Below are 19661 nucleotides of genomic sequence, written 5' to 3'. Positions count from 1 at the left end.
GCCCCGGCGAGCCCTCCATAGTGATACGAAGGCGCCGACGGACCGGTTCCGTTCCCGCAGACCCCCCGCAGGCCAGGCCAGACGCTGCGTCAGCCCACCGCAGCGTCGAGGACGGGCTGGTCGTCGGCGATCGGCGTGTTCGCTCTCAACACCCAGAACTCGTGCCGGGCTTCGTCCCAGCGGTCGACGATGCGCTCGGCGACCCGACTCCTCGTCTCGGCGATGTGGTCGTGCAGCATCTGTCTGACCTCGGTGGCGTCCCCGTCCTCGAGCCGTGCGGCCGTGGGGGCGGACTCGGCGAAGTGCGGCTTGGCCTCCGGATCCCACACGTAGAGGACGCCCCCGGTCATGCCGGCCGCCACATTGCGGCCCACCGGACCGATGACGGCGACGCGACCGCCCGTCATGTACTCGCAACAGTGGTCGCTGGCACCCTCGATGACGGCGGTCGCCCCCGAGTTGCGAACCGCGAAGCGCTGGCCGACCGTGCCGGCCACGTAGAGGGCACCGCCCGTCGCCCCGTAGAGGCAGGCGTTCCCTGCTCCGTGGGCCGCCGCCCCCGGCTCGCCGGCCTCCGGCCTGATCGAGATGAGGCCTCCTCCCATGCCCTTGCCGACGTAGTCGTTGGCGATCCCGACGAGGCGCAGCGCCACACCGGTGGAGAGGAACGCCCCGAAGCTCTGACCCGCGGTGCCGCTGAGACGAACGTTGATCGTTCCATCCGGGAGGCCGTCGTCGCCGTGCACCTCTGCGATCTCACCCGAGAGCCTGGTGCCGACGGCGCGGTCCGTGTTGCGCACCGGGTACGCCAGTTCGAGGGAGGCTCCGGTCGAGATGACCCGCCTCCCCTCGAGCGCCAGCTGCTCCCCCACCCGGCTCCTCGCCACGGTCCTGAAGCTCCGGTTCGTGCCGAAACGGTTGTCGAGCAAGGCCTCCGGGCGCGCCATGAGCGACAGGAACTGCGCGGCGATCGGGTCGCCCGACACCCGGGCAGTCAGCAGATCCGCTCTCCCGATCACCTCGTCGAGGGTGTGGACGCCGAGCATCGCCAGGTGCTCGCGGACGTCTTCTGCGATGTTCCTGAAGAGCACGACGAGTTGCTCGACCGAGCCGGCGTATTTTGCCCGGAGATCCTCGCGCTGGGTGGTGATCCCGACCGGGCACGTGTTCTCGTGACACTGCCTGACCATCTTGCAGCCGAGGGCGAGCAGCGCCACGGTTCCGAAGCCGTACCGGTCGGCACCGAGCAGCGCCGCCATGACCACGTCGCGGCCGGTGCGCATGCCCCCGTCCGTCTCGACGGTCATCGTGTGCCTCAGGCCGTCGCCCACGAGCGCCTGGTGTGCCTCGGCCAAGCCGAGCTCCCACGGAGAGCCGGCGTGCTTGATCGAAACGAGAGGCGATGCGCCGGTTCCGCCCGAGTTTCCCGAGATCAGCACGACGTCTGCGAGCGCCTTGGCGACGCCGACCGCGATCGTGCCGACGCCCGGGCCCGACACCAGCTTCACCGACACCCTCGCCAGCGGCTTGAACGCCTTCAGGTCGTGGATGAGCTGGGCGAGGTCCTCGATCGAGTAGATGTCGTGGTGGGGAGGGGGTGAGATGAGGGTGACACCCGGCTCCGTGTGACGCAGCGTGGCGATCTCTCCGGAGACCTTGTGGCCCGGGAGTTGGCCACCTTCGCCGGGTTTGGAGCCCTGAGCCATCTTGATCTGGAACTCCTCGGCAGACGCCAGGTATCCGGGTGTGACGCCGAATCGCCCGCTGGCGACCTGCTTGATGGGCGAATTGCGCGGCGTGCCGTACCGGGCGGGGTCCTCACCTCCCTCGCCGCTGTTCGAGAGGCCTCCGATGTAGTTCATCGCCTCGGCGAGCGTCTCGTGAGCCTCCTTCGAGAGGGCGCCGTGCGACATGGCCGCGGTCGTGAAGCGGCGCATGATCCGGTCGATCGACTCGACCTCGTCGATCGGGCCGGGCACCGCGGCCGGATGGAAGTCGAGCAGGTCGCGGATCTCGAGCGGCTCCCTGTCCTGCTGGACGACGGCTCGATAGGCGTCCCAGTCCGAACGCAGGCCGCTTCGGACCGCCTTCTGGAGCGCCAGGACGGTTCGGGGGCCGTTGATGTGGGTCATCCCACCCGAGCGATGGCGGTAGTAGCCCCCGACCTCCTCCTCCCCCGCCGCGAAGGCGGCGTGCCGTCCGAGAGCGTCCGAGGCGATCTTGTCCAAGCCGACGCCCCCGATCCTCCTCGGCACGAACCGAAAGGCGAGCTCGCACACCTCCTCGTCGAGCCCGATCGCCTCGAACAGCTCGCTGCCGAGATATGCCGTGATCGTGCAGATCCCCATCTTCGACATGATCTTCAGCAAGCCCTTCTCGAGGCTCTCCCGGTAGCCCTCCTGGGCGGCGACGGCATCGAGGGCAACGTCGCCGCGCTCGGCCATCGCCCGCACCTCCTCGATGGCGAGGTATGGATTGACCGCAGAGGCGCCGAAGCCGATCAGGCAGGCGACATCGTGGGCGTCGCGCGGTTCACCAGAGACCGCGATGATCGAGCACCGGATCCGCAGCCCGGTCTCGACGAGCCGGTGGTGCACGGCTCCGACCGCCAGGAGGATGGGGATCGGGGCGCGCGTCCCATCGACCTCCTTGTCGGAGACGATGAGGATCGTCACGCCCTCTGCGGCCGCCGCTTCCGCCTCGTCGCACAGCCGCCCGACCGCCTCGACCATCCCGCCGGCGCCTTCCTCCGCCGGGAACAACGCCTCGAGCCAGACCGACTCGAACGCAGGGTCCGACGACGAGCGGAGGCGCTGGACCTCGGCGTCGCTCAACACCGGCGACGCCAGCTCCATCAGGTGGGCCTGCTGCTCCGTCTCCTCGAGAAGCGACCCGCGCCTGCCGAGATACGAGCGAAGCGACATGACGAGCCGCTCCCTGATCGGGTCCATCGGTGGGTTCGTCACCTGGGCGAACGCTTGGTGGAAGTAACGCGAGAGGCGCTGCGGGAACCCGGACAGCACCGCCAGGCCGGTGTCGTGGCCCATCGAGAGCACCGGCTCCACGCCTGCGGTCATCTGCTCCAGGATGAGCCGGCGCTCCTCGTTGGTATATCCGAACACCCTCGCCAGCCTGGCGGGATCGAAGAGCTCGTCTTGCTGATCGTCGAACGGGTTACGCACGTAGTTCGTGTTGGTGCGGATCCATTCGCCGTATGGCGCTCGCGCGGCCAGGGCCGACTTGATCTCCCCGTCGAACGAAACGGCGCCCGTCGTCAGGTCGACCATGATCGTCTCGCCGGGCCCGAGCTGTCCCGTGCGCAATGCCTGGATCTCCTCGGCCGGAGCGATGCCCGCCTCCGAGGCGACGATCACCAGGTCCGGGGTGAGGGTCCACCTCGAAGGGCGCAAGCCGTTCCGGTCGAGGCCGGCGATGACGTGCCTGCCGTCCGAGGCGGCGATCGCCGCCGGGCCGTCCCAGGGCTCGGTCAGGAAGGCGTGGTACTCATAGAACGACAGCAGCTCCGGGGCGAGGTCGGAGACGTTCTCCCAGGCTGCCGGGATCAGCATCTCCTTGACGTGGGCTACCGAGCGGCCGGACCGGATGAGGACCTCGAATGCGTCGTCGAGGCTCGCCGAGTCGCTCCCGGTCGACTCGACGAGGGGCTTGAGGTCCTGGGTGCGGGATCCCCACACGGCCGAGTCGAGGTCGTTGCTGCGGGCCGCCATCCACGACCGGTTTGCCTGGACGGTGTTGATCTCGCCGTTGTGGGCGATCGTGTGGAACGGCTGCGCCAGCGCCCACGCAGGGAACGTGTTCGTCGAGTAGCGCTGGTGGAAGATGGCGAAGTCCGTCTCGTACATCGAGTCGGCGAGGTCCCAGTAGAAGGCCTCGATGAACGACGCGGTGAACAGGCCCTTGTAGACGATCGTCCTGCAGGAGGCGGACGGGATCGAGAAGCCATCGATCTCGTCGGCGGCGGCGCGGCGCTCGGCGACCCGGCGCGCCAAGTAGAGCTGCCGCTCGAACTCCTCTTCGTCGATGCCGGCCGGTGCCGCGATGAGGGCTTGCTCGATGATCGGAACCGAAGCCCTGGCCGTGTCGGAGAGCGCCATCGGCCCGACCGGGACGCGCCGCCATGTCAGGAAGTCGAGCTGTTCCGACTCGACGGCTGCTTCGACGGTCTTCCGGCAGCGATCTGCGTCGCTCCGCGGCAGGAAGGTCATCATCACGCCGAGGAGCTCGGGGACCGCCAGAGCTCTGGCGTCGAGCTCTCTCGCCATGAGCCGGTGAGGGATCCTCGTCATGATCCCTGCTCCGTCGCCCGTCCCGTCTGCGCTTCGTGCCCCGCGATGGTCGAGGTTGTGGAGGCACTCGACGGCGAGCCGCGCCAGCCGATGGGTCCGCCGCCCGTGGCGATCCGCGACGAACCCGACACCGCAGGCGTCGCGGAACCCGGCCGGGTCGTAGAGCGGCAGCGCCAAACGCAGTTCGCCTTTCTTGGTTATGCGCATATGCGCAGAATCCGTGAGTGAGCGATTGTACGGGTCGAGCTGCGATTCCCCAAAGCCGGCCGGGCCGCTCGTTCGAGCCCCGGAGAGCCACGGGAGGCCGCCGCCGGTGGGACGGCTGATAGCCTCGGACTCCATGCCGGTCATCGTCATCGGTGCGGACACGGACCTCGGGGAGGCGGTGCTCGACGCGCTCCTCCCCCGCGAGAGCGAGATCAGAGCATTCGTCTCGAGCCCGGAAGCGGCGGACGGGCTCCGCCGGCGCGGCTTGAAGGTAGCCCTCGGTGACGTGTCGGACGGCTCTCATGTCAGCGCAGCGGCGCGCGACGTGTTCTGCGCCGTCCTCGTCGCGACTGCAGCTCGAGACGCCAGGGAACGTTCGTTCGCGGCATCCGAGGATGCGGTCATGGCGGCGTGGGAGGACGCCATGCGGGAGGCAGGCGTGCGGCGCGTCATCTGGCTGGACGACGGCGGAGCTGCCGGGTCGAGCACGGCGGCAACCGAGACCGTGCGCGTAGACGCAGCAGGTCGCGATCCGACGACGGTGGCAACTGAGGTGGCGCGCCTCGAGGGGGCCGCCAGGCTCTGAAGGCTTCAGCCGGCCAGGAAGAGCGCCGGCTCGGCGAGGTTCTCTGCGAGCCGGGCCGCGAATCGCTGGCCGAGGGCGCCGTCGATCACGCGATGATCGAACGAGAGGCTGATCGGCAGCGTGGTCCTGGCGACGACGGCGCCGCCGACGACTGCGGGCGCCTGCCTCGCCCGTCCGATCGACAGGATGGCCGTGGTGCCGTGCGGGATGATCGGAGTGCCGTGGGTGCCTCCGATCGCCCCGATGTTCGTGACCGTGAACGTCGACCCGCTCGTCTCTCCGGGCGTGAGTTTCCTGGCCTTCGCCCGGACAGCTAGGTCGATGATCCTCGCCGCCAGGCCCGCCACGTCGAGCTGGGACGCGGCCGTGACGACCGGCACGATGAGTCCGTCCGGCGTGTCGACCGCGATGCCGACGTGGTGGCTGCGGTGCATGACGAGCTCGTCCCCTTCGAGGGTGGCGTTGAACTCCGGGAACTCGGCGAGCACAGGCAGCACGGCCTTGATGACGAGCGCCTCGATCGGTATCGGGGCCCCGAGCCGCGTCTCCAGGGCACGACGCGCCTCGAGGATCCGGGTCCCGTCGACCTCATGGAACGTGGTGACGTGCGGGATCTCCCGCCAGCTCCGCTCCATGTGCTCGGCGATCGTCCGGCGCGTCCTCGACAACTTGACGCGCTCGTCGTCTCCGGACGTCGCCGCGGGCGCGGTGGTGCCCCCGTCGGCCAGGTGAGCCTCGATGTCCCGCCGGGTGACGGCGCCACCCGGCCCCGTTCCGCTCACCGCGGCCAGGTCGACACCTGCTTGGCGCGCCATCTTGCGAACGATCGGCATGGCCCTCGGTTCGGGGGAGGCGGCCGGCCTCGCAGGTGTCGAGTCGCCTCCCGACCGGGCAGGCGTGGCTGCCGGTGCTGCGGGGGCTTCCGGCTCGGCACCGAGCTCCGAGGGGTCGCCGACGACGATGAGCACCTTGCCGACGTCGATGGTCTCGCCCTCGGCGGCCCCCAGCCGGAGAACGGTGCCGCCGTAGGGGCTCGGGATCTCGACGACCGCCTTCGCAGTCTCCACCTCGACTACGACCTGGTCGACGGCGATGACGTCGCCGACGGCGACGTGCCACTTGACGACCTCGGCGTCGACGAGGCCTTCACCGATGTCGGGCAGCAGGAACTCGCGAGCCATGGCCGCCAAAGCTAGCTGGCTGCGAGCCGACCGAGCGCCTGCTCGAGGTCGGCGATGAGGTCGGCTGCCGGCTCGACGCCGATCGAGAGGCGGAGCAGGTTGTCCGGGACGAGGCTGTGGGGACCCTCCACCGCCCTGCGGTGCTCGATGAGGCTCTCGACGCCGCCGAGCGACGTCGCCGGCACGAACACCCTGGTGCTCGTGGCCACCAGGCGTGCCGCCGCCGAGCCGCCCCGCACCAGGATCGAGAGCATGCCGCCGAAGCCGCCCGTCATCTGGCGGGCGGCGATCTCGTGTCCGGGGTGGCTCGCCAGGCCGGGATAGAGGACGGCCTCCACCATCGGATGACTCGAGAGCCGATCTGCGACAGCCATGGCGGTGTTCGAACATCGCTCGAAGCGGACCCCGAGGGTCCGCAGGCCCCGCTGCAGCAGCCAGGCCTCGAAAGGCCCGAGGGCGGCGCCGAGCAGTCCCCGCACCTGGCGCACCTCGGTCCACCTGTCGTCGTCGCCCGCCGCCACGAGGACGCCGGCGAGCACGTCGGAATGGCCGTTGAGGTACTTCGTCGCCGAGTGGAACACGAAGTCGGCGCCGAGGTCGAGCGGCCGGGTGGTCACCGGCGGCGCCACCGTGCTGTCGACTGCGAGCACCGCCCCGGCCGCGTGGGCGACCTCCGCTGCCGAGGCTATGTCGACGACGTCCCAGGTGGGGTTCACGGGCGACTCGATCCAGACGATGGCGGTCCGGCCGGGGCGGACCTCCCGCGCCAGACCGTCGGGGAGCGCCGCGTCGAAGAGTGTCAGGTCGATGCGACGCGTCTCGACGAGCCGGCGCAGCCAGTCCTGGGCGCCGTGGTACATGACGCTGGGAGCCACGACGTGGTCACCCGCCCTGACCGTCTCGAAGAAGGCCACGACCGCAGCCATCCCCGATGCGAACACAAGGGCGTCGGCCCCTCCGTCGAGCGTCCGCAGGGTCTCCTCGACGGCATCCCATCCCGGGTTCGAGTAGCGGGCGTACACGTGGGTCCCGATCGTCTCGTACGACGAGTCCCTGGCGAACGTCGTCGACGGCTGGATCGGCGGGACGACGCCTCCGGTGGCCGGGTCCGGCCGGTGGGCGTGCCCGCCGGCCTCCTCCGTGCCCCCTCCCGAGTCCACACTGGCGTCCACCGGGCTAGAAGATCTCCTGGCACCACGGGGCGACGTCGCTCGAGAACATCGAGCCCAAGCGGAGGACGTCTCGGTCGGCACCCTCGACGAGGCCTGCCCTGGCGAGCATCGTGGCGCGGCGCCCGCCGAGATAGAGCGCTCCCAGGGCGTGGGCGGGCAGCGTGACGTCCGGATGGTCGGAGGTCGGCGTGCAGCTCCCGGCGCCGTCCTCGACCTCGAGGCTGAAGGTCCCCTGCGCCCAGTGACAGAACGGGTCGACGACGTGGATCTTGATCAGGCCGTCGGCGGCGTATGTGCGGCCCTGCAGCGCCGCCGGCACGTCGTGGAGTCGGAGCCACAACGAGTCCGACACCTTGCGCGTGATCGCCCGAGGGTTGGCCACCTCCCACGGCAGCGCAAAGTCGACCGGGGCGTTCCACCACTTGACGTTCGGATAGAGGTCGACGTTGCCGACGAGGTGCCACAGCGCCCTGCGGGCCTCGGGGTTGAGGCCGATCATCTCCACCACCTCGAGCCGGCCGTTGGGGATGCCTTCGCCCCAGTCGCTCTTCTGGCGGTACGTCACGTATCCGGTCGGTCGGTCACCCTCGAAGGCGATGGCGTAGCGGCGGGCGCTCGCTCCGTCGCGGTCGCGCTCCGGGTCGTGGAAGTGTCGATGCTCCCACCAGACGTTGCCGCGGGCGAGCATCCCCGGACGATCCCGCCAGTGCTGCTCGTAGACGTCCGGGAGCATCTTGCGGGCATCGTCGGCACCGACGAGGCGGACGTGCTCCGTCGGCTCGTCGCCTCGCAGGCCGACGGCCCGAGAGTCGAACGACACGTCGAGCAGGTCTGCGGCGCTCCCGAACCCGAACCTCGAGTAGATCGGCGTCTCCGACGCCCAGAGCCCTACGAGTGGGTCACCACGGTCGCGGGCCTCGTCGAGGTGGCCGCGCATGAGCGCCCGAAGGATGCCGCGCCTGCGATGCGTGGGGCGCACGCTGACGATGGTCGTCCCGGCCATCGGCAGCGTTCCCCCCGGCACGGCCACCTCCATCGAGAAGGCTCCGGCCGTCCCGACGATCTCGCCTCCGTCGAATGCGGCGAACGTGCGCGAGGTCTCGAAGAGGTCGCGGAAGCGATCGAGCGCTCCCTCCTCATCCGAGACGTCCCCGCCGAAGTTCTCGATGAGCGACCGCCGGAACGCCTCGACGTCCCCGTCAGTGATGCTGCGCACCTCGATGTCCATCGCCGTGACGCTATCAGACGGTCCGGCGCTCGGACCGGTCGCTTCGTCATCCGACGTGCGGCGGGTCCCCTGGGCGAGGCGGCACGCCGGCACACGGAGCACCGGGATGCGGCCGTACTCACGCCGGGTAGCGTCCCCACCTCGAAGACCGAGAGGAACCCTCGATGACAGACGTTCGCATCGCCGTCCAGATCCAACCGCAACACGCCGATTACGCCGCCATCAGGGACGCCGTGGAGACGGCAGACGAGCTCGGGTTCGACGCCGCATACAACTGGGACCACTTCTACTCGCTGTCGGGCGATCCCGTCGGGAAGCACTTCGAGTGCTGGACGATGCTCGGTGCCTGGGCCGAGTGCACGTCGAGTATCGAGATCGGCGCCCTGGTGACGTGCAACTCGTACAGGAATCCGCAGCTGCTCGCAGACATGGCACGCACCGTCGACCACATCTCCGGCGGCCGGCTCGTCCTCGGTATCGGCGCCGGCTGGTTCGAGAAGGACTACGACGAGTACGGCTACGAGTTCGGGACGGGGCCGAGCAGGCTGCGGGAGCTCGACGCCGCCCTCCCGCTGATCAAGGACCGCTGGAGCAGGCTCAATCCGCCGCCGACGCGGCGCATCCCGATCCTCATCGGAGGCGGCGGCGAGAAGGTCACCCTGAGGATCACGGCGGAGCACGCCGACGTGTGGCACGCCTTCGGCTCGATCGAGACCATCAGCCACAAGCTCGGGGTCCTCGACGACTGGTGCGCCAGGGTCGGGCGCGATCCCGCCGGCATCATCCGCTCCACCGGGATCAGGGCCACCGACACGACCGAGGAAGCGCAGCGCTCCGATGCCGAGGCCCGCTACGCGTTGGGCATACGCGAGCTCACCCTCGGCTTCAGCGGACCGCGCTACGACATCGAGAGCGCCGCCCACCTCCTTGCCTGGAGGGACGAGAAGAACGCCGGGTAGCCGGCCGCCGCCGGTTGCTCTACCTTTCCGGCCGTGACGGACGCCAGCGCCACCCTCCCGCACCTGCCCGCACACCTGGTGCACGAGCTGCTGCCGTACGCCGAGCTGGTCGACGCACTCGCCGCCGGCCACCTTCGACCCCCTGCCGACGTGCGCAGGACCGTGTACTCCCCCGAGGGCGCACCCGAGGTGTTCCTGGGACTGCCCGCCTGGCAGCCGGGCGAGGCCATCGGGGTGAAGCTCGTGACGGTCTTCCCGGCCAACCCGGCCGGCGGCCTCCCCTCTGTTCAAGCGGTGTACGTGCTGTTCGACGGTGGGAACGGATCGCCGCTGGCGACGATGGACGGGACGGCGCTGACGTACCGCAAGACCGCATGCGATTCGGCCCTCGGCTCCCGCTTCCTCTCCCGTGAGGACAGCACAACACTCCTCATGGTCGGAGCCGGGGGGGTGGCGGCCCATCTCGTCGCCGCCCATCGAGCCGTGCGGCCCTCGCTCGAGCGGGTGCTCGTGTGGAATCGCACCCGGGAGAGAGCGGAGCGACTCGCCGCATCGGTTGGGGGAACAGTTGTCGACGACCTCGACGCCGCGGTCGCCGCGGCCGACATCATCTCCACGGCGACGATGACCAGCGACCCCCTCGTCAAGGGTGGGCTGCTGTCCGCCGGCACGCACCTCGACCTGGTCGGGGCCTACCTGCCGGACCATCGCGAGGCCGACGACGACTGTGTCGCCAGAGCCGCGATCTACGTCGACTCCCGGCTGGCGGCGGTCGAGGAGAGCGGCGACCTCGTCATCCCGCTCGAGACGGGAGTGATCGCCGCCGGCGACATCGTCGGCGACCTGTTCGACCTGTGCCACGGCCGCGTCGCCGGGCGCACGGACGATGACCAGATCACCCTGTTCGAGAACGGCGGCGGAGGTCACCTCGACCTGATGACCGGCAGCTTCCTGTGGGCGCGCTACCTCGCCGGCGAAGGCCTGGCGTAGCCGGTCACCGAAGGTGGTGCGGCGATGCCGCCATCGAGCCGCGGGTCGGCGACCGGCCCCTCCGGCGCCATGGTGACGGGGATGATCCCAGCCCAATGGCGGGTCGCGTAGTCCTCCTCCTCGTCCTTGGGCGGCCCGGTCCGGATCTTGGCCGACGCCTCGGCGAGGGGTAGGGCGGCGATGAGCGTCGCCGTCAGCTCCTTGTCGGTCATCGGACGCGACTCGTCCCACCTGCCGGGCAGGACGTGATCGACGACGGCCCGGACCGCCACCTTCTTCTCCGCCTCGTCCGACACGATCCGGGGCTCGCCGAAAACGACGACGGAGCGGTAGTTCATCGAGTTGTGGAATGCCGCCCGGGCCACCACGAGGGCGTCGACGAGCGTGACGGTGACGCAGACCGTCTCGCCGCGGCGCATCCCTCGCAGCAGCCTGCTGCCCGGCGAGCCATGCAGGTAGAGCGTGTCCCCGACCCTGGCGTGGATCGTCGGAATCACGACGGGATGGCCGTCGTCGATCGTCCCGACGTGGCAGATCAGCGCCTCGTCGACGATCCCGTAGATGATGTCGCGGTCGTAGACGGCACGCTCCGGCAGCCGCTTGACCTCGGTCCTCGGGCTCGGGGCCTGACTCATCGGTTTCTCCTACGTCAAGCGGCCACGGAACCGTCAGCCGAGGAGGACCTCACGCATGATCTCGACGGGCGGGGCGCCGCGGGACAGCATCCGATCGTGGAACTGCTTGAGCGAAAAAGCGGCTCCCATGCGTTCCCGATAGTCGGCGCGCAGCCTGAGGATCTGCAGCTTGCCGAGCGTGTACGAGAAGTAGCCGGGGTCGAACGTGCCGCGCTCGGCTTCCTTGCGAGCGGCCGACTCCTCGTAGAACGCCTGGTCCACGAAGAAGGCGGTGGCTTCGTCGACCGTCATCCCGTGGGCGTGGAGCCTGATGGCACACACGAAGCGACAGTTGCGGACTAGGGCCTCGCTCAGCTGCGCCAGGCGGAACAGTGGGTCACCCGCCCGAAAGCCCTCCTCCCACATCATCTGCTCGGCGTAGTGTGCCCACCCCTCGGTGAAGGCGTAGGAGGCGAGCCGCTTCGACACCTCGGTCGGGGCGTGCTGGTAGTGGAGAAAGTGCACGTAGTGACCGGGGTACGCCTCGTGGATCGAGATGTCTTCGAGGGCGTACGTGTTGAGCGTCCGCAGCCATTCCTCGGCCTCGTCGTCGCTCCAGGCCGGCTCGTCCGGGGTGACGAGGTAGTACGCATCTGTTGCCACGTTCTCGTACGGACCTGGGGTGTCCATCATGGCGAAGGCCCAGCGGAGGTGCTTCGGTGTCTCGGCCACCTTCGCCCGCACCTCGCTCGGGATCGAGATGATGTCCTTGTCGACGAGGAACTGGCGGATCTCCTCGAGCATGGCCGCGGTCACCGAGACGAGCTCGCCCCTCCCGGCGTGGATCGATGCGACCCGTTGCTCGTAGACCCGGCGCGGGCTCACGCCCGGGTCGATCTCGGCTGCGGTCGCCACGAAGGCGGCAATGTTCGCCTCGAGGTCCGCCTCGGCCATCGCCAGCATCTCGCCGAGCGACATCTCGAGCAGCTCTCCCGTTGCGAGGAGGTGTTCCATGTTCTCTCGTCCGATGGCGAACGAGTCGTCGACGTGGGGGAGACGCTCGGCTTCGAGCCAGTCGGCAAATGCCCGTAAGGCGCCGGAGGCGGACTCGATGGCCTCCCCGAGTCGACGGCGTGTCTCCTCGTCCGCCTCCCGGAATGCGTCGGCGACGTCGTCCTCGATCATCTCCGCCATGCCGGTCGTCGCGATGATCCCCCAATCGCAGAACGTCGCCGGGATCACGCGGTCCAGCCTTCTCCTTGCGAGAGCCAGGAACCCCTCGGCCTGCTCGAGGAGCCCACAGACGATCTCCGCCCTGTCGTCCACCGAGGCGAACTCGCGTTTCATGTAGAGGTCGGGGTCGAGCTGGTACACCCACTCCATCGGCAGCCGCAAGGGCTGGCGGAGCTCGTCCCACTCGAATGCCGTCCTCTCGATCTCGGCGGCGAGCAGTTTGCGATCCACGGCGTCGTCGCCGCCCAGCCCTTCCAGCCCGAGGAGGCGCTGGCGCACGGCGGCGAGAGCGTCGAGCCTCGCCCGGACGGCCGTCTCGCTCCAGTCGGGCACGACTCCGTCGTGGTCGTGGATGCCGAGGTCGACGGCGGAGGCGGGGCTGAGCGCCCAGAGATGGATGAAGGCCTCATCAACGAGGCCGTGGAAGGTGACTGTCATCTCGCCAGGCTAAACGGGGCCCGCCGACGGCCGGAGTCGGCGAAGGTGGTCACGCCACCCCGCGCGACCACACCTCGATGAGACGCCGGTACTCGGGGCTGCTCACCGCCAGCTCGGCGTGCGTGCCGTCGGCGATGAGGCGGCCTCGGTCGATCATGACCACCCTGTCAGACCGCTCGGCACTCCGCAGCCGGTGGGCGATCACCACCGAGGTCCTCCCCGCAAGCAGCACCCGCAGTGCCCCCTCGACCTCGGCCTCGGTCTCCGGGTCGAGGTTGGACGTCGCCTCGTCGAGGACGATGACCGATGGCTCGGCGAGGAAGGCCCTCGCCAGGGCTATGAGCTGGCGCTCCCCCGCCGAGAAGCGGCTCCCACGTTCCCGGATCTCGGTGTCGAGCCCCTCGGGAAGGGACCCGATCCAGTCGTCGATCCCCATGGCCCGGCAAACGTCGAGGATGTCCCCGTCGGTGGCGTCCGGCCGGGCGTACCGGATGTTGTCGCGCAGCGTCCCGTTGAACAGGAAGTCGTCTTGCGGGATGAGGGCGATCTTGCTGGCACGCGAGGCGAACGTGAGGTCGGCGAGATCGTGCCCGTCGACACGGACCGATCCCGAGGTGGGGTCGTAGAACCGCAACAGCAACTTGGCGATCGTCGACTTCCCGGCGCCCGTCTCCCCGACCACTGCGAGGCGCTCTCCCGGGGCGACGTCCAGGTCGATGGCGTGGAGCACCGGGCGGTCACCGTCGTAGCCGAACGTCACGTCCTCGAAGGACAGTCGACCTGCCACGTCTGCGGGGAGGTCGTACGCCCCTTGGCGCTCGTTGACCACCGGGCGAGTGTCGAGCAGCTCGAACAGCTTGCCGAGGGCCGCCAGGGCCGCCTGGAGGAGGTTGTACACATTGGCGAGGTTGATGATCGGCTGGAAGAACCAGTCGAGGTACAGCAGGAAGGCGATGAGGGAGCCGAGGCTGAGATCGCCGCCGACGACCCGCCGCCCTCCGAAGAACAGGGCGGCGGCGATTCCGACGGTGCGCAGGAACGACACCGTCGGGAAGTACCACGAGATCGCCTTGGCCGCCGTCATGTTGGCGTCGAAGTACCGCTCGTTGATCCGAGCGAAGTTGACCGACTGCTCGTGCTCCTGGGTGAAGGCCTGGACGACACGAACGCCGGTGATGCCTTCCTGGAGGCTGGCGAGAACCCGGCCGATGCGGTCACGCACCTGCTCGTAGGCGATCGACACCTGCCTCTGGAAGGCGACGCTCACGGCCACTAGCACCCCGATGATGGCGAGCATCTCGAGGGCGAGCTGCCAGTCGAGCAGCAGCATGGCGACGCCGACGCCGACGGCCGTCAACAGGTTCGTGAGCGCCATCACGGCGCCCTCGTTGACGAACTCGGTCATCGCCTCGATGTCCGACGTCATGCGGCTCACCAGCACTCCGGTCTTCGATCTCCCGTAGAACGGCAGGTCGAGGCGCATCAGGTGCCCGAACACGCGGTTGCGGAGCTCGAACAGGAAACGCTCGCCCACCCACGCCACGGCGTACTGCGAGACCCGTTGGGCGACGTACTGGACGGCGAGCAGTGCGATGAAGACGAGCGCCGCCACGGCGATCGCTCGCTCGTCGCCGGCCTCGATCCCTGCGTCGATGCCGCCTCGAACGGCCAGTGGGCCGAGGAGACGCGCCGCCGTAGCCAGGATCGTCGCTGCCAGCGCACCCATCGCCGGCCAGAGCAGGTGCCTACCGACCCGGGCGGCTCGCCTGAGGAGGCGTCCCGGTGCGACGATGTCGTGGTCGCCGCCGTAGCTTGCGTACTTCATGGCATCCCCTCGGCGCCGTCCCCGTCTGCCACCCTCGCCAGCACCTCGCCGTATCTCGGGATGGCGGAGAGCAGCTCCTCGTGCGTCCCGACGGCCGCGATCCTGGCGCCTTCGAGGAACACGACCCGGTCGACGAGGGCGAGAGTCGACGATCGGTGGGCGATGATGACCGTGGTCCTCCCGTCCATCACCTTGCGCAGCGCCTCCTGGATCTCCGCCTCGACGACTGCGTCGACCGATGACGTCGCATCGTCGAGTATGAGCACCCTCGGATCTCGCAGCACCGCCCTGGCCAGGGCGACCCGCTGCCGCTGACCCCCCGAGAGGCTGTGGCCGCGCTCCCCGACGACGGTGTCGTACCCCTCGGGGAGGTCGCAGATGAAGCCGTGAGCCTGGGCGAGCCTGGCGGCCGTCGTCACCTCCTCGATGCTGGCCCCCATCGCTCCGAGCGCGATGTTGTCCCGTACCGTGGCCGAGAACAGGAACGTCTCCTGGAAGACCAGAGCGACCTCGCCGCGCAGCTCGTCGAGGGTCACGTCGCGGATGTCGACGCCGTCGATGAGCACCGTGCCCGCCGTCGGGTCGTGGAAGCGCGGGATGAGGTGGGCGAGCGTGGTCTTCCCGGAGCCCGTCGAGCCGACGAGTGCGACGGAGGTGCCGCCCGGTATGCGCAGGTCGACCCCGGCGAGCACCGGTTCGCCGCCCGGGTACGAGAAGCCGACGCCTTCGAAGACGACCTCGCCGTGACCGACCCCGAGGGTGCGAGGATCGTTCGGGTCGGCAACCTCGGGCAGCGTCGAGAGCAGCTCGTCGACCCTCGTGGCGGCGGCCGCCGCTCTCGGCAGGTTGGCGAAGAACCAACCCGTGATCCGCGTCGGTAGCACGAGCGCAGCCAGGTACTGGAGGAACGCCACGAACTCGCCGAGGCTCACCGCCCCGGACACGACCCGGACCCCTCCGAGCCAGAGGATGGCAACCGTGCCTGCGGACGGAATCAGCTCGAAGAGCGGCCCGAAGGCGGCACCCTGCCTCGCCAGCGCGGTCGTCTTCTCGAATATCCGCGCCGCGGCGGACTCCAGCCTGCCTCGCTCCTGGGCCTCCTGGCCGTAGGCCTTGACGACCTGGATCCCGGCTACGGACTCCTCGACCACCTGGCTGAGGTCGGCGAGGCGCTCCTGCACCTCGAACGACAGCGTGATGACCCTCCTGGCGTACCGGTTCGCCGCCACGAAGAGGGCGGGCACCGTGAGGCCTGCGGCGACGCCGAGCACGGGGTCGATGATCACGAGCACCGCAACGACGGTGAAGAACATCACGATGTTCGCCAGCGTGATCGGGAGCATCGCAAAGATCAGACGGACCTGGGACAGGTCGGAGGACGCCCGCGCCATGAGCTGCCCGGTGGAGGTCTGATCGTGGAAGCTGAACGTCAACCGCTGGATGTGGGCGAACATTCGGTTGCGGAGGTCGGCTTCGGCCCGATAGGAGAGCTGGAACCCGAAGTAGCGCCGCGCCCCGACGCCGACGGCCTGAAGGGCGCCGCTCAGGACGATGAGCACCGCCAGGCTGGGCAGCTCGCTCGAGTCACCTGCCCTGACCGCATCGATGGCCGCTCCCACCTGGAGAGGGATCACGACGACCGAGGCGGTCCACAGCAGCGCCCCGCCGATCGACTTCGCCGAAGGCCGCGGGTAGCGCAACAGCGTCCGGCCGAGGAGACGCAGCCCGTCACGAACGACAGGGCTGGCCAGCCCTGTCTTCGTGTGCGCTCCTCCCGTCACGTCAACCCACGGTAGAGCCCTGCGGCGTGACGCGAAGACGGCCCCGGCGCCTCGCCGCCTTCTTGCCGGCCCCGAGAATTCCTGCTGGATTCGGTCAAGGACGGCCCACAACACGACGATCTAATGCACTGGGCCGTCGAGTGGCCCAGAAACGTCGCTCACCTGGAGTCCCGCAATGGCCGTGCGCAGAAGGTCGATGGTCAACAGCGGATTCAAGACGACTGTCGGCCTCATCCTGCTGACCGTCGGCTTCCTGGCGACCCTCGGCACGATCCTCGGCTTCCTCGGGTCGTTCTGGTGGGCGTTCGACGCCCTGGCCAGCTTCCGAGTCCAGTACGCCGCCATCCTGCTCGTCTGTGGCTTGCTCTACGGACTGGTGCTGGCGAGGGGGGCGGCTCTCCTCTTCATCGTCCTCGCTCTCGTGAACATCGGCGTCGTGGTCCCGCTCTACCTGAGGCAGCCGGCCGCGGCGGCGAGCGACGCCGGGCTCACGCTCGTCAGCTACAACGTCGAGTCGATCGGTCGGAGGATGCCCGAGGTGGTGACATGGCTCGACCAGACGACGGCCGACATCGTGTTCCTGCTCGAGTCGTCCGAGGACTGGGAGGGGCCGCTGCGGAGCTCGACGTTCGACGTGGTCAACGAGCTCCCTGTCGACAGGCGCAGCGGCATCCTGGTTCTCTCCAAGATGGATGCCGACGTGTCGCTCATGCGCCTCGGCAGGGTCAGGGAGCCGGTGGTGAGGGTCGAGACGAACGTCGCAGGCGAGGACATCGTCGTGTATGCGGTGCGCGTCAAGGCGGCGAACACCGAGACCGCCGCCGTCCAGCACGCCGAGGTACTCGAGGAGCTGGCCGAGGCCGCCTCCGGCGAGCTGCTGCCCGTCGTCGTGATGGGCGACCTCGGAGACACGCCCTGGACGCACACCTTCCGTCAGCTGGCAGGCGATGCCGACCTGGTCAACTCGCTCGACGGGTACGGGATCCAACCATCGTGGCCCGCCCAGATGCCGTTCGGGCTCAACCTGCCGCTCGACCACATGCTCCACAGCAGAGAGCTGACGACCATGGCGCGCGCCACGGGGCCCAACCTCGGCGCCGACCACCTTCCCCTGCTCGTGACCGTGGGACTGGCCGGCTGACGCCGGTCTGACAAATCGAGCCCCTGGCTACGCTGGCGCCCCGATGCTGACCGATTACTCCGAGATCACGCCGCACTCGATGCGGCGCGCCGTCGACCAGGCGCTCTCCGACGCCGACGACCTGGTTGCCGGCGCCGAGTCCGCCGGCGCCATCCGCACCTTCGAGAACTCGCTGTCGCCGCTCGAGGAGGCGGCGACTCTCGTCGCCGACGCTTACGGAGTCGGACCCTTCTTGGCGAGAGCGCATCCCGACCCGGAGGTGAGGGCGGCGGCGATCGAGCTCGAGGAGCGGCTCGCCAAATGGCGCACCGACCTGGTCTTCAGGCGAGGACTCTACGAGGCCGTGACGGGGTACGACACGACGGATGAAGCGGCGGCTCTCACGGGCACGAAGCGCCGCCTCCTCGACTTCTGGAAGCGAGATCTTCGCAGGGCGGGCCACGAGCTCCCCGATGCCGAACGGGCCCGTCTCCAGCAGCTCCAGGAGCGTCTCGTCGAGCTGGAGGTCCACTTCGCCACCAACCTCGACGCCTACGAGGACTGGATCGTCGCAGGAATCGATGACCTCGAGGGGCTCCCGGAGGACTACGTCGCCCGCCTCGAGGACGGCGACGAGCCGGGCACGAAGAAGGTCACGATGGCGTACCCGGACTACCGGCCGTTCATGGAGCAGTCGAATCGGCGCGACCTGAGGCAGGCGCTCCAGTTCAAGTTCTGGAACCGGGCGGTGACGGACAATCGGCCGCTTCTCGAGGAGGCGGTGCGCATCCGCGACGAGATCGCCGAGGTGCTCGGGTATGCGACCTGGGCGCACTACGCCATCGAGGTGAAGATGGCCAAGACGCCCGACGCCGTGTTCGGCTTCTACGACGGGATCGTCCCGGGGCTCACGAAAAAGGCCCAGCAGGAGCGCGACGTGCTCCAAGCCCGCCACGAGATCGAATACCCCGGCGACACGATGCAGTCCTGGGACTGGACCTATCACCACACCCAGCAGCGCAAGAGTGATCACGGCGTCGATCCGGTCGAGGTGTCGGCGTACTTCGAGCTCGAGGCGACGATCGACGGCATGTTCGACATCACGGGCGACGTCCTCGGCCTCGACTACCGGAGGCTCGACGACGCCTCCACGTGGCACCAGGACGTGATGGTCTTCGAGATCCGCGACCGGGCACGGGATGAGGCGATGGCGTACTTCCACGCCGACTTGTTCCCGCGGTCCGGCAAGTTCGGACACGCGGCCGCCTTCCCGCTCGTGTACGGCAAGGCGCTCCCGGACGCTACGTACCGCAAGCCGGTGGCAGCCATCCTCTGCAACTTCACGAAACCGACCGCCGACCGGCCTTCTCTCCTCACCCACGACGAGGCCATCACGCTCTTCCACGAGTTCGGGCACGTCCTCCACTTCTGCCTGACAACGGTCGACCTCATCCGCTTCTCCGGGTTCGACACCGAATGGGACTTCGTCGAGGCGCCATCCCAGATCATGGAGCACTGGATGTGGCGCCCCGAGGTGCTGCAACGCTTCGCCAGGCATCACGAGACGGGAGAGCCGATCCCGACCGAGCTCGTCGACAGGCTCATCGCGGCACGTGACCTGAACACCGGCCTGTTCAGCATTCGCCAGGTGTCGCTCGGAATGTTCGACCTGGCCCTCCACGCCAACACCGGCGCCAAGGACCTCGACGCCGCCCAACGAGAGGCTTATGCGTACACCCAGCTCCCGTTCCACGAGGGCACGTTCTCACCTGCGAGCTTCGGTCACCTCATGGGTGGCTACGACGCCGGGTATTACGGCTACCTGTGGTCGAAGGTGTACGGGGACGACATGTTCGCCGCCTTCGAGGAGGCCGGAGTGCTCGATCCTGTCGTCGGCGCCCGCTATCGGACCGAGGTGCTGGCCAGAGGCGGGGCGAGGGACGCCATGGACCATCTGCGGGCCTTCCTGGGCCGCGAGCCGTCCAGCGACGCATTCTTGAGGAACCTGGGCCTCGACTGA

13 protein-coding genes are annotated in these 19661 nt (G+C 69.0%); 5 read left to right on the top strand and 8 right to left on the bottom strand.

All coding sequences use genetic code 11. The features are described from left to right. Window positions 1-89: 89 nt before the first annotated feature. A complete protein-coding gene (gltB, locus tag VGC47_14435) occupies window positions 90-4514 on the bottom strand; it encodes a glutamate synthase large subunit (protein ID HEX9856505.1) in 4425 nt (1474 codons plus the stop codon). Between the two features lie 133 nt (window positions 4515-4647). Between gltB and VGC47_14430 the strand changes: the two genes are divergently transcribed. Beyond that, entirely contained in the window at window positions 4648-5100 is a 453-nt protein-coding gene (locus VGC47_14430; protein ID HEX9856504.1) for an NAD(P)H-binding protein, read from the top strand. 5 nt (window positions 5101-5105) lie between these two features. Here the strand turns inward: VGC47_14430 and VGC47_14425 are convergent, their stop codons facing one another. From VGC47_14425 to VGC47_14415, 3 genes are read right to left on the bottom strand one after another with little or no spacing between them, the layout of a single operon-like run. Then, the gene (locus tag VGC47_14425; GenBank protein ID HEX9856503.1) at window positions 5106-6281 is read right to left on the bottom strand and encodes a dihydrolipoamide acetyltransferase family protein; all 1176 of its coding nucleotides are present in this window, start codon (window positions 6279-6281) and stop codon (window positions 5106-5108) included. An 11-nt stretch (window positions 6282-6292) separates the two neighbouring features. Further along, window positions 6293-7453, bottom strand: coding sequence for a PLP-dependent aspartate aminotransferase family protein (locus VGC47_14420; protein ID HEX9856502.1), 1161 nt, complete (start codon window positions 7451-7453; stop codon window positions 6293-6295). 4 nt (window positions 7454-7457) lie between these two features. Beyond that, window positions 7458-8681, bottom strand: a complete 1224-nt coding sequence (locus tag VGC47_14415) for a GNAT family N-acetyltransferase (protein HEX9856501.1) — start codon at window positions 8679-8681, stop codon at window positions 7458-7460. A gap of 164 nt (window positions 8682-8845) precedes the next feature. Here VGC47_14415 and VGC47_14410 point away from each other — a divergent pair, with 164 nt between their 5' ends. After that, on the top strand, window positions 8846-9640 hold the full coding sequence (locus tag VGC47_14410) for an LLM class F420-dependent oxidoreductase (GenBank protein ID HEX9856500.1): 795 nt from the start codon (window positions 8846-8848) through the stop codon (window positions 9638-9640). Window positions 9641-9673: 33 nt separating this feature from the next. After that, window positions 9674-10630, top strand: coding sequence for a Gfo/Idh/MocA family oxidoreductase (locus VGC47_14405; GenBank protein ID HEX9856499.1), 957 nt, complete (start codon window positions 9674-9676; stop codon window positions 10628-10630). Here VGC47_14405 and VGC47_14400 read toward each other — a convergent pair. The 4 genes from VGC47_14400 to VGC47_14385 are packed head-to-tail and all read right to left on the bottom strand — an operon-like array spanning window position 10603 to window position 16521. Further along, window positions 10603-11265, bottom strand: coding sequence for a pyridoxamine 5'-phosphate oxidase family protein (locus VGC47_14400; GenBank protein ID HEX9856498.1), 663 nt, complete (start codon window positions 11263-11265; stop codon window positions 10603-10605). The two genes, VGC47_14405 and VGC47_14400, sit on opposite strands and share 28 nt — an antisense overlap. 33 nt (window positions 11266-11298) lie before the next feature. Continuing rightward, a complete protein-coding gene (locus VGC47_14395; protein HEX9856497.1) occupies window positions 11299-12915 on the bottom strand; it encodes a DUF885 domain-containing protein in 1617 nt (538 codons plus the stop codon). A 49-nt stretch (window positions 12916-12964) separates the two neighbouring features. After that, window positions 12965-14740, bottom strand: a complete 1776-nt coding sequence (locus VGC47_14390; GenBank protein HEX9856496.1) for an ABC transporter ATP-binding protein — start codon at window positions 14738-14740, stop codon at window positions 12965-12967. Then, entirely contained in the window at window positions 14737-16521 is a 1785-nt protein-coding gene (locus tag VGC47_14385) for an ABC transporter ATP-binding protein (protein HEX9856495.1), read from the bottom strand. The genes VGC47_14390 and VGC47_14385 overlap by 4 nt, the downstream gene beginning before the upstream one ends. A 175-nt stretch (window positions 16522-16696) precedes the next feature. Between VGC47_14385 and VGC47_14380 the strand changes: the two genes are divergently transcribed. Further along, the gene (locus tag VGC47_14380; GenBank protein ID HEX9856494.1) at window positions 16697-17662 is read left to right on the top strand and encodes an endonuclease/exonuclease/phosphatase family protein; all 966 of its coding nucleotides are present in this window, start codon (window positions 16697-16699) and stop codon (window positions 17660-17662) included. A 43-nt stretch (window positions 17663-17705) separates the two neighbouring features. Beyond that, on the top strand, window positions 17706-19661 hold the full coding sequence (locus VGC47_14375) for a M3 family metallopeptidase (GenBank protein HEX9856493.1): 1956 nt from the start codon (window positions 17706-17708) through the stop codon (window positions 19659-19661).

It is taken from the genome of Acidimicrobiia bacterium (assembly GCA_036396535.1).
Classification (GTDB): Bacteria; Actinomycetota; Acidimicrobiia; order Spongiisociales; family UBA5794; genus DASWKR01.
This window is presented reverse-complemented; position numbering and strand designations above follow the sequence as displayed.